Annotated in this window: 9 protein-coding genes; 5 read left to right on the forward strand and 4 right to left on the reverse strand. The window is 67.7% G+C overall.

The annotated features are described in order from the left end of the window. Positions 1–48 precede the first annotated feature (48 nt). The 4 genes from ACQCO7_RS39670 to ACQCO7_RS39685 all read left to right on the forward strand — a co-directional run bounded on the left by ACQCO7_RS39670 (position 49) and on the right by ACQCO7_RS39685 (position 2,064). The gene (locus tag ACQCO7_RS39670) at positions 49–342 is read left to right on the forward strand and encodes a hypothetical protein (protein WP_464076364.1); all 294 of its coding nucleotides are present in this window, start codon (positions 49–51) and stop codon (positions 340–342) included. Positions 343–532: 190 nt separating this feature from the next. Next, positions 533–1,255 carry an ISL3 family transposase gene (locus ACQCO7_RS39675; protein ID WP_464076365.1) on the forward strand — a complete coding sequence of 241 codons (723 nt, stop codon included), beginning with the start codon at positions 533–535 and terminating at the stop codon, positions 1,253–1,255. Beyond that, positions 1,222–1,776, forward strand: a complete 555-nt coding sequence (locus ACQCO7_RS39680; protein ID WP_464076366.1) for a hypothetical protein — start codon at positions 1,222–1,224, stop codon at positions 1,774–1,776. Before ACQCO7_RS39675 ends, ACQCO7_RS39680 begins: the two co-directional genes overlap by 34 nt. Positions 1,777–1,851: 75 nt before the next feature. Then, on the forward strand, positions 1,852–2,064 hold the full coding sequence (locus ACQCO7_RS39685) for a hypothetical protein (protein WP_464076367.1): 213 nt from the start codon (positions 1,852–1,854) through the stop codon (positions 2,062–2,064). Between the two features lie 75 nt (positions 2,065–2,139). Here the strand turns inward: ACQCO7_RS39685 and ACQCO7_RS39690 are convergent, their stop codons facing one another. From ACQCO7_RS39690 to ACQCO7_RS39705, 4 genes are read right to left on the reverse strand one after another with little or no spacing between them, the layout of a single operon-like run. After that, a complete protein-coding gene (locus tag ACQCO7_RS39690; RefSeq protein WP_464076368.1) occupies positions 2,140–2,526 on the reverse strand; it encodes a hypothetical protein in 387 nt (128 codons plus the stop codon). 44 nt (positions 2,527–2,570) lie between these two features. Further along, a complete protein-coding gene (locus tag ACQCO7_RS39695) occupies positions 2,571–2,774 on the reverse strand; it encodes a hypothetical protein (RefSeq protein WP_464076369.1) in 204 nt (67 codons plus the stop codon). Positions 2,775–2,795: 21 nt separating this feature from the next. Beyond that, on the reverse strand, positions 2,796–4,910 hold the full coding sequence (locus ACQCO7_RS39700; RefSeq protein ID WP_464076370.1) for a tyrosine-type recombinase/integrase: 2,115 nt from the start codon (positions 4,908–4,910) through the stop codon (positions 2,796–2,798). Continuing rightward, the gene (locus ACQCO7_RS39705; RefSeq protein ID WP_464076371.1) at positions 4,907–5,707 is read right to left on the reverse strand and encodes a tyrosine-type recombinase/integrase; all 801 of its coding nucleotides are present in this window, start codon (positions 5,705–5,707) and stop codon (positions 4,907–4,909) included. Before ACQCO7_RS39705 ends, ACQCO7_RS39700 begins: the two co-directional genes overlap by 4 nt. A gap of 981 nt (positions 5,708–6,688) precedes the next feature. Between ACQCO7_RS39705 and ACQCO7_RS39710 the strand changes: the two genes are divergently transcribed. After that, the gene (locus tag ACQCO7_RS39710; RefSeq protein WP_464076372.1) at positions 6,689–10,882 is read left to right on the forward strand and encodes a LamG-like jellyroll fold domain-containing protein; all 4,194 of its coding nucleotides are present in this window, start codon (positions 6,689–6,691) and stop codon (positions 10,880–10,882) included. Positions 10,883–11,120 lie beyond the last annotated feature (238 nt).

Genomic DNA, 11,120 nt, shown 5'->3' on the forward strand with positions numbered 1-11,120 from the left:
CACGATCTACAGCTGGAGTACTAGGAACTGCCAGAGACGGAGGCACACATGGAGACAGATCTGGTCAGCCGTCTGGAACAGGCGGCAGATCGCTTTGTAATGCCACTGCGTATGAACGAGGGGTTCGATGAGCAAGCGCTCCTCAAGCTGGAGGAGGAGATCGATCGCTGCGGGACGGCATGGAGAGAAGCAGCCCACGTACCGAAGCGTGCAGCGTTGATCCTCGCCGAACTCCACCCAGCGATCGAGGCCTGCGCCTGGCTGTACGAAGAGGACATGCGTCAGCGGATCCATGAGGCGGGAGTGATGGTGTCTGAGGCGGTGATCGCTGCTCTGGACTGAGCGCCTGCCTGTAGTCCCCAGCGCGAAGGGGCGTGAGCCGGCAGTTCAGCAGGCGCTGGGGACGAGCCCAGTGTTGCTGTCGGCGGCGGTTGAATCCTGGCTCTTCCAAGATTTCCGTGAAGCCGGTCGTGCTTCTGTGCGCCGGTAACGCTCCGTCATGGGTGGAGGGATCCTCGATCAGTGTGAGGAGTTGCTGAGGACTGTGTTTCCGCACCTCGGTGGGGTGCTGGTGGAGCACGTGGTGGCAGAGGGCGGTCTGTTACGGATCGTGGCGAGTACGGCATCGACGCTCTCGGCGTCGTGCCCGGACTGCGGGGTTCTGTCGAGACGTCGGCACAGCGGTTACGAGCGCCGGCTCGCCGACGGCGCAGTCGGCGGCCGGCGGGTGTCCATCGCGTTGACCGTCCGGCGTCTGTTCTGCGACAACCCGGGCTGCGGGAGAGTGACGTTCGCCGAGCAGGTTGATGGGCTGACCGTGCGTTACGGTCGGCGTACTCCGCAGCTCACGGGCCTGTTGGGTGCGATCGCGGTGGCCTTGGCGGGCCGGGCCGGTGAGCGTCTGGCGGCCCGGCTGCCGGTTCCGGTCAGCGACACCACCCTGCTGAGCCTGGCCATGCCTCTGGCCGATCCGTACGCACAGACACCCCGGGTGCTCGGGGTCGATGAATTCGCCACCCGCAAGGGCCACAAGTACGGCACCGTGTTGGTCGACTGCGAGACCCATGCCCCCATCGACCTGCTGCCCGACCGGGAGTCGGCGACGTTCGCGGCCTGGCTCACCGACCATCCCGGAGTGGAGATCATCTGCCGCGACCGCGGCGGTGCCTTCGCGGACGGCGCCCGTGCCGGAGCCCCCGACGCCGTCCAGGTCGCCGACCTGTGGCACCTTGGCACAACCTCGCCGAGGCCGTGAAGGCCCTGGTCGGCAAGCACAGCTCCTGCCTTCGCGAACCGGCCCCCGCTCCGGACTCGACCCCTGAAGTCCTGCACCCTCCGCTCTCCCGCGCGGGCCGGCTGGCCGAGCGGGTCCAGCAGCACCACACCGCCGTGCACGACCTGATCGGCCAGGGCCTCACCATCCGGGCCGTCGCCCGCAGCCTGGAACTGTTCCGCAACACCGTCCACCGCTATGCCCGCGCGGCCACCTGGGAGGAACTGGCCACCGGCCGCTGGCAGAACCTCCCCAGCACCCTGGACCCCCACAAGCCCTACCTCCACCAGCGGTGGCACGAGGGCCACACCAACGCCACGAAACTCCACGCCGAACTCCGTGAGCAGGGCTTCACCGGCTCCTACTCCGTCGTCCGCGACTACCTCCGCCGCTTCCGCCGCACGCCCGACGACGCCCCGCCCCCGCACCGGCCACCCGGCATCCGCAAGGTCACCGGCTGGATCACCCGAAACCCCGATCGCATGAGCGACGACGACCAGTAGAAACTCAAGGCCATCCTGGCCCGCTGCCCCGAACTCGAAGCCGCCACCGGACATGTCCGTTCCTTCGCCGCGATGATGGCCGTCCGCAGCGCGAGCCGGCTACCCGAGTGGATCGCCGCAGCCCGCGCGGACACCGCCATCGGCCTCCGCGGCTTCGCCGACGGCCTGCTCACCGACCTCGACGCTGTCGTCCTCGGACTGAGCACGGACTGGAGTTCGGGCTGCGTCGAGGGCAGAGTCACGGACATCATTCTGTGGAATCAGCAGTGTCAAGCCGTGTGCTTGTGAATCACGTCGAGGTAGTGCCGATCACGGTGCGGCACGTGGTTGTCCCGTCCTGGCAGGCTGAAGACCGCGCAAACATCAGCGGGCTGGGTGAGGATGCTCGACTGTTCGCCGAATGTGAGAGTGCTGTTGACAGCCTGCCTTGTCCAGGGCGGCGACCAGCTCCTTGCGGAGGACGGTGGCCTCGAACGACTCGGAATCAGGCAGGACGAGCGGCGGAAGTTTGGCGGCCGAACCGGGCCAGAGGTTGATCCAGATCCCGCTGACGGTCCGCTGAGTGACCACCAGCCCCAGCCCGTCCCAGGAGTACGGGTAACCGTCGATATCGGGCCCCTTCAGGCGGTGGGCCGGGTGTGGGCGCCCCAGGCCGAGAAGGTCTTCAGCCTCAGCCAGGGACATTCCGCAGTTCAGGGGCCCGAGCCGGCCAGTGCGGGAGAAGCCGACGAGTACGTCCATCAAGGTCACGACAGTGACTGTGACACTCTCGCGAGCCACTTCGCACTCCGATATCAGCGCGACGCTGGGCCTGCACTGCCTTGCCGGACGGCGATGAGTGGCAGAAGGCGTGCGCTGGCCGGCACGTCGAGTTCGCGGGGTGTCGGGCCTGCGGGTGTCGGAGTGTCGGCCAGACGGTCGAGCAGGCGGTCCAGAGCTGCCTGGCCGTCGTCGACGGCCGCGCGTTCTTCGTCGGTGAGCGGGATCGCTGCAGTCATTTTCTGCAAGTTGTCTTTGGCTTACAGGAGTTGGGCTCTCGTGGAGTCCTTGGGGGTGTAGAAGTCGCAGCGTGCGCAGGCCATGCGGTGCTGGCATTGTTCGAAGAAGGTGTAGGCGCAGTAGCCGTGTCCGAGATCGTAGTGCTGCCAGGGCTCGCCGGTCGCGGCGGCGCCGGAGGCGACCGCGTCCCGGTCGACCAGGACCTCGATGGTGCGGACATTCCGCTCGAAGTAGCCCGCCTCGGAGTACGCCTTGGACAGAGTGTTCGGGGTGATCTTCGCGTAGTACTGGGTGGATTGCGGCGATCGGTGTCCGAGCCAGGCTTGCAGCTCGAACAGCGTCATCGGTTCCTTGGCGTTGTAGAGCTGGCTGGCGATGGTGGACCTGGCTCGGTGGCTGGTGATGTTCCCGCGGACGTCGGCGTCCGGGACTCCGGCCTTGCGGCAGAGCATCGGGATGACGGTGTTGTTGATGTAGCTGGTGGAGAGGCGGCGGGCGCGGACGGCGAACAGCAGCTCGACGTGCTCGCCGGTGCGGCGGTCGGTGAACTTCGGTTGGTCCGGGCGGACGGCCTGCCAGGCGTCTATGGCCTGGCCGAGGATCGGGTCGACCGGCTTGGTGAAGGCGGTGCCGGTTTTATGGGTAGGGACGTCGAGGAGGCAGATCGCGTCGCGGGCCAGTACTTGCTGTGAGTCGCCGGCGATGGGTGCTCCGTCGTGCTGCCAGCGGATGCAGCCGAGCCTCAGCCGGACGATCTCGTTGCTGCGTTGACCGGAGAACAGCCAGGTCAGCGTGACAGCGCGGACCAGCTCGAAGGGGTAGAAGTGCCCGGACCGGGTCTGCGGAAGATCCGCGGGATCAAGGTTGAGACCGGCCCACAACAGCTTCGCCCAGACCTCGTCGGCGATCACCCGCGGGTCGGGGCCGAGGAGGGCGGTGATGCTGCGAGGGATCGCCAGAGCGCGTAGTGGGTCGAAGCGGCGGGGCAGCCACTCCCATTCCTGGCAGTCCCGGAAGAAGGTACGGAGTGCAGTGATCTGTCCGGCCTTGGTGGGAGCCTCCAGCGGCTTGCCGAGCCGGTCCCCCAGGCCGACCGTGCGCTGGACGTAGTCGCCGACCTTCATCCGGTCCAGTGCCGCGATCCAGGTCGCGCAGGTCTGCCGGGTCCAGTCGGCGGGATCGGCGGCGTCGGGCTGTTCGGCGGCGATCCACCGGCCGACTCGCAGGAGGGTGGAGCGGATGCTGCCGCGGACGCGTGGGGTGAGGGTGGAGGTGTCGTGCCAGCGGTCGGCCCACTGTTCCCAGATCTTGGCGCCGTCGGTGGCCCGCGCCGAGTGACGGCCGGTGCTCGGCAGGGGCGGATCGCAGAAGCCGAGCGTGGCGACCGCCCGCTGCAGAGCGTGCAGGGTGTTCAGCTGGGTGCCCTCCAGCAGCTGTTCGCGGCGGACCCGGTCGAACAGCGCGGTGTCCATGTCCTCCAGGTGCGGGCTGTGGCTGAGCAGGAAGAGCTGGCAGGCGACCGATGGCAGCAGCGTGTCGTCCGCTTGGCCCAGCTGGTAGCCCCAGGCGCCAAGGACCGTGCGGATGCGGGCGATCTCGCTGGTGATGCGCTCACGTCCGAAGATCCGCCAGGACAGCGTGAGGCGTTGGACGCTGCCGAGCTGGTGGAACTCGTTGAAGGAGCCGAGCAGGTAGGCATGCGCCGCGAGGTAGGGGTGGACTTCGTCCCCGGCCCAGGCGGGTGCGTGCTGCCGGAACTCGGCCTGAGTGCGGTCGAGTAGACGGGCCCACTCCTGTGTGTCCCAGCCCCAGTAGCTGCGGCCGGTCTGCGCGCTGTGCGTCAGCAGAAGGGCGATCACGTCGAGCATGGCCCGTCGGCGGTGCGCAGTGGGCGGCGAGTCGAGTGCGGCGTTGACCGCCTCCAGCGGACCCAACAGCCGGGCTATCACGCGCCAGCCCGGTGCGGCCGGGTCGTGGTACTGCAACTGGCGCAGATTACGGACACCGAGTTCGAGAACGGACCGTGCTTCAGCAGGGCGGACCGCGACGGCCGTGTCGTAGCGGTCCGGGAGGACCGGCCAGGACCAGCGACCATCGGTGTCCTCGGTGACGATGACCAGCGACGGTGCCCTCACCGCGGCACCTCCGCCGTCGCGCTGGCCGGGGCGGTGAGCATCTGTATTCGCCAGGCATGAATGTGGTCCATGCCGCGGGCCAGTTTGTCGGCCAGGTCCCGGCCGGAGAGGTGGATGTACTGAAGGGTGGAGTCGGTGTGACGGTGTCCGGCAAAGGACGCGATCGCGTGCAACTCCCAGCCCATGCGGGCCAGATCGGTCAGACACAGGTGCCGGGTGGTATGCGTGGAGAATCGCTCGACGCCGGAGGCCAGGGCGAGCTTGCGGACCACCTTTGACCAGGTCCACAGGCTCAGCGGCTGGGCGTGATTGCGCCGCGATTCCGACAGGAACAGTGGCCCGCGGGCCCGGCTGATCCGGGCGCGGTGGGCGAGGTAGTCCGACAGCAGCACCCCCGTCGGTGCCGAGTAGGGCACCACCCGCTCCAGCCGGTTCTTCGTCGTTTCCGCCTGTATCCGCAGCGTGCGGTGGGCCGGATCGACGTCGTCGGTCCGCAGCGAGCACAGTTCCTCACGGCGCAGTGCCGCGTCGTAGGCCACGGCTAGCATCATGCGGTTGCGTACCGGCTCGTGCTTGGCGACCTCCAGGACGCTCAGCCACTGCTGTTCTCCGGGAATCCACGGCAGCTTCGTCAGCTGCGGCACCAGGCCGCGCTGCTGCCCGCCGGTCCGCCGGCCGGGCGTGTACCGACCGCGGCCGACCGGGTTGGAATCCCGCAGCCCCTCCTCCATGAGGAAGTCGTAGAACAGACGCACCGGCACGAGCCGCTGCTGGATCGTCGCGTTCGCCAGCCCCACCCCCGAGTCGATCGAGATCTCAACTCCCGTACGTAGACGGCGATATGGGAACGGTTCGCGGCGACCGGGTCGACGCCCTCCCGCTCGCTCATCAGCAAATACTCGGCCAACCCCCGGCCGTAGGCGTCGATCGTGCGTGGCGCCCGTCCGAGATCCGTCCAGACCGTCAGCCAAGCTCCCGCTTGCTCGTGCCGGCCGAGCACCGGCCACTTCTCCATGAGCACCGTCGAGCCGCTCAAGCCACCTCCCAAGTCCGTGGTTGCACCGAGGAGACATGATCACCTCCGGCAGATTCCACGTAACTTTTAAACTGCTCAAGCGCCAGACCTACGGCCGGGCCGGCTTCCCGCTCCTCCGCCAGCGCATCCTGCTCAGCTGATGCTCCGCCAAACCCGGCGATCAACGGCTACGAAAATCTTGGAAGACCCGAACGTCTTACAGTCCCGCTGGTGTCTTGGAAAAGAGCGATCGTTCGAGCGCGGATCGGATAGAGCTGGAAGCGAGATCACTGACCGGGGTCAGAGTCAGGGCAGTTGTCATGAGGCAAGATCACGCGCACATTGCACACCCGATCGCCGTGGTTCGCCCGGTGGCCCAGATCTGGGAACGTGCCGCGCGTGGGAGGCAATCAAGTGCCGAAGAGTTGCATCCGGGGTCGACACGCCTGTGATGTAAGTCACGCAATAGGGGTCACGTGTGCTGATTTTGATAAAAAATCAAGTAAACATTGCAATGCTCTCACCTGCGGGCCTAGACGAATCTTTACATCCCTCTTACTTTCTGTGAGCCATGTGTCAAATGCTTGTTCGTGAGTAAGTCCGGGGGAGGGCTGGGGGGATGACGGTTCCCAGACGGGGCCGCGCTGCCGCATGTGCGGTGAGTGCCGTTGCAGGTCTGACATTGCTGGGCGGAGTGGTACCTGCTGTCATGGGGACGGCGGTAGCTACTCCCCGTGCGCAGCAGGCAGCGGCTCAAGGGGCCATGTCGGCGGAAGACGCGGAGAGCGCTGCTTTCAGCCGGGCCGCGAGTTCCGGGCGGAAGGTGGAGATCACCTCGCTGCGTGGTGAGACCAGCGAGACGTACGCCCTGCCGAACGGAAATTTCGAGGCCGTCGAGCATCTGAATCCGGTGCGGGCGAGGGTGGACGGCGGGTGGAAGGACATCGACACCGCGCTGGAGGAACGCGCGGACGGCAGCATCGCGCCCAAGGTGTCGGCGGTGGACGTCGCGTTCTCCGGCGGCGGCAAGGAGAAGCCGCTGATCACCCTGGTGAAGGCGGGCCGGAAACTGGCCCTGTCCTGGCCGACGGAGCTGCCGAAGCCGGTGATCGACGGTGCCACGGCGACGTATCCGTCGGTGTTCAAGGACGTGGACCTCCAGGTCAAGGCGAGTGTCGACGGCGCCTCGGAGAGGCTGGTGGTCAAGACACCCGAAGCGGCTGCGGACCCGAAGCTGGCCGAGCTGCGGCTGGCGATGGACGCGGGCGACATGGACGTACGCGTCACGCCGGACGGTGGCCTCGCTGCGGTCGACAAGGGCGCCGGGGGTTCGGTGTTCGAGGCGCCGCAACCGGTGATGTGGGACTCCAGCAAGAGCACGGCGACCAAGTCGGCGACCAAGTCAGCGAGTACGACGGCCAGGAAGACGGCCAAGACTGCTTCCCTGTCCCTCGGCCCCGAGGCCGAGGCTCCCGACCCGTCGCACGGGCCCAGCGAGTCCGCGAAGGTCGCTCCCATCGACGTGAGCATTCCCGCGAGCGGTGACGCAATGGTGCTGAAGCCCGATCAGGATCTGCTGAAGAACGCCACGTTCCCGGTCTACATCGACCCTCAGTGGTATGCGCCGAAGGCGGGCGGCTGGACCTTCGTCTCCCGGTTCTGGGCGTCGTCCCCGCAGTGGAAGTTCAACGGCAACGCCGACTCGGGCATGGGGTACTGCGCGGGTGACGCGCGCTGTGCACCTGCGGACGTCAAGCGGATCTTCTACACGATCCCGACCTCGCGTTTCGCGGGCAAGTCGATCCTGTCGGCGGAGTTCGTGGTCAACGAGACGCACTCGTACAGCTGCACCAAGACCGACGTGCAGTTGTGGCGTACGAAGGGGGTCAGCTCCTCCACCACGTGGAACACGCAGACCGCCGACGGGTTCTGGATCGATCTGCTGAAGACCCAGAGCGAGGCGAAGGGCTGGAGCAGTGACTGCCCCGGCGGCAGCGTGGAGTTCTGGGCCCTGCGTGCGGTGCAGCAGGCGGCGGCCAACGGCTGGTCGACCACGACGTTCGGGCTGAAGGCCCGGGACGAGAACAGCGCGCAGTCGTGGAAGCGGTTCTCCGACGACGCGTGGCTTCGGGTGCAGTACAACCGTCCCCCGACGCAGATCCGCATGGCTCAGCTGACGCAGGACCCGGGAGGCGTCTGCTCCTCGACCGCCAAGCGGGTCCGTACTCTGCCCACGATCCGGGCGAACGATGTGACGGACCCGGATGGTGACAACGTCGCCGTGCAGTTCCAGGCGGCCTGGGACAGCGGTGACGGCAAGGGCTACACGGAACGCTGGACCTCGGCCCTGACCACGTACAAGAAGTCGGGTTCCGACTTCGCGGTCTCGCTTCCGTCAAGCGTCCCCAAGAACAAGACGGTCGGCTGGCACGCGCGCTCCTACGACAGTGCGCAGTGGTCCCCGTGGAGTTACGCGGGTGCGGCGACCGACTGCGCCATGGTCTACGACACGAGCGTGCCCGCCGGTCCCTCGATCACCTCTACCCAGTACCCGCCCTCGGACCCCGACGACCCGAACGATCCGTGGCTGGACGGGGTGGGCCGGTACGGGGCCTTCACCATCGACTCCACGTCCACGGACGTGTCCAAGTACTGGTTCGGCGTCAACGGCAATCCGACCAGTGCGCACACGCTGACCACCTCGGCCGGTGGCCCGCAGACGACGAAGTTCATGCCGACGACGTCCGGCGTCAACTTCATCACGGCCCAGGCGTTCGACGCCGCGGGCAACGGCAGCGAGATCCGCACGTACCAGTTCCGGGTCAACGCGGGCCAGCCCGACCGGCTGAACCTGAAACTCGACGAGCCGGCGGGTTCGGCCACGGTCAGCGGTGTGGGCGGTGAGTGGCCCGCCCAGTTGAACGGGGCCACTTCGGGAGGGGAGGGCGTCGCAGGCCACGGTCTGCACTTCGACGGCACCGATGACTACGCCGCCACCACCTCTCCGGTGCTCAATACGGCCAAGAGTTTCTCCGTGTCGGCCTGGGCCAAGCTGCCCACCACCCAGCCTAGCGCCGCTGCGGTGGCTGTCTCACAGAACGGCGCCGAGGCCGTCGGCTTCGAGATCTACTACTCGCCGTCGCTGGGTGGCTGGCAGTTCCTGCGGCACAGTGCCGATGTCGCGGCCCCGGTCGTCACCCGTGCTTCGCAGCCGGCCTGCCCGACCGGCGACACTGCCTGCGCCGCCGCGCGGCTGGGCACATGGACCCACCTGGTCGGCGTGTTCGACAACGGTGCGGGACAGATGAGGCTGTACGTCAACGGTGCGCTGGCCGGGAGCGCGGCGTTCACCACCCCGTGGGACGCCCGAGGCCGCACGTTCCTCGGCGCCACCCAGCACCGCGGCGTCGTGAACTACTACTTCCCCGGCGACCTGGACGAGGCTCAGCTCTTCGACTACCAGCTCACCGGCGATCAGATCAGCCGCCTGTACAACAAGCAGCCGGTCATCACCTCCCGCCCTGCGAAGGTGGTCTGGCCGATGGACGAGGACGCGAACGCCACCTCGGTCGCCGGCCGGGCCCAGGCGGTGACCGCCGACGTCAAGGGCGGTGCCCAGCTGGGTGCTGCGGGCGTGGACGGCACGGCGTTGAACCTGGACGGCACCGACGACGTCGTACGCAGCACGCAGCCGGTGATCGACACGGTCCAGAGTTTCGCGGTCTCGGCCTGGGCCAGGCTGCCGAAGGACAAGGAAGCACGTGCGATGGTCGCCGTCACCCAGGGTGGCTCCAGCCAGCGCGGTTTCGAGCTGTACCACTCCTCGGCGCTTGGCGGCTGGGTCTTCATGCGGGCCAGCACCAACGCGACGGACTCCGCCTTCGTGCGGGCCCAGCAGAACGCCTGTGCCGAGAACGTCAACTGCGCGGGCGCCAGGCTCGGTGAGTGGACCCACGTCGTGGGCGTCTACGACGCCGATACCGCGCAGATCCGGCTCTACGTCGACGGCGTCCTGGAGGACACCCAGCCCTTCACAACCCCTTGGCTGGCCACCGGCCCGGTCACTCTCGGCGCGGCCGACTACACCTCCAGCACGGGCGGTTATCTCAAGGGCGGCCTCGACGACGTCCGGCTGTTCGACCGGGCGCTGTCCGGTGACGAGGTGAAGGACCTGAACAAGGCCCGCCCGGTCGTCCAGGGCCGCTGGAAGCTGGACTCCGCGTCCGGCACGCCGAAAGTTTCCGCCGACGACTCCTCGGGGAACCGGCCGCTGACGCTGGCCGGCAATGCCTCCATCGACACTTCCGGCAGCTCTAACTACATCGGTGACGGCGGGCTGTCGCTGAACGGCAACGGCGACTATGCCTTCACGGCCACCTCGCCCGTGTCCACCGGGACCAGTTTCACCGCCGCCGCGTGGGTGAGTGCTGCGGCCCGGCCGGATCATCCGGTGACGGTGTTCTCGCAGGCGGGGTCGGTCAACAGCGGCTTCGCGGTGCGGTACGTGCCCAGCGAGACCGACCCGGCGAACGCCGGCCGGTGGCAGTTGGTGATGGCGGGCTCCGACGTCAAGGGCGCGGCCACGGCAACGGCCGAGCATCCCAACTACATGAACAACACGAACTGGAACCATCTGGCGGTGGTCTACGACGCCTTCGCCGACCAGATGCGGCTGTACGTCGACGGCAGCCTGGAACAGGTCGTCTGCACCGACAGCGACGGAGACGGCAGCCCGGACACCGCGGGTTGCACCGACTCGGTGTCCTGGAACTCCCATGTCCTGCCGTTCAACGCCACCGCCGGACTCCAACTGGGCCGCGGCAAAACAGACGGCGTACCGGGGGAGTACTGGCCCGGCGTGATCGACGACGTGTGGACCTTCCAGGGCGTGGCCTCGGACGAGCAGATCGCCCGGCTGGCCAACGGCACGGACCTGGCCACGGTCCCCGGCCCGTAGCGGCCCACCGGACCGGTGGGGGCGGAACCAGAAACCCGCCCCCACCGGCCTGGCTCTTCAACCCCCACTCGACAGAGCGGGCGGGCATTTCTCAGGCGGCCACGGTCCCCGTGCGGACCACTGAGCCGCCGTGCGTCGACAAGAACCAGTGAGCGTACGGGGAGACACGACCGGGCCTGTCCCGAGTGACCGTGTCTGCCCGCGTCGGGACGGTCCCCGAGTGCGGGGGCTTCGAGTC

The sequence above is a fragment of the Streptomyces saintjeani genome, from assembly GCF_055409605.1.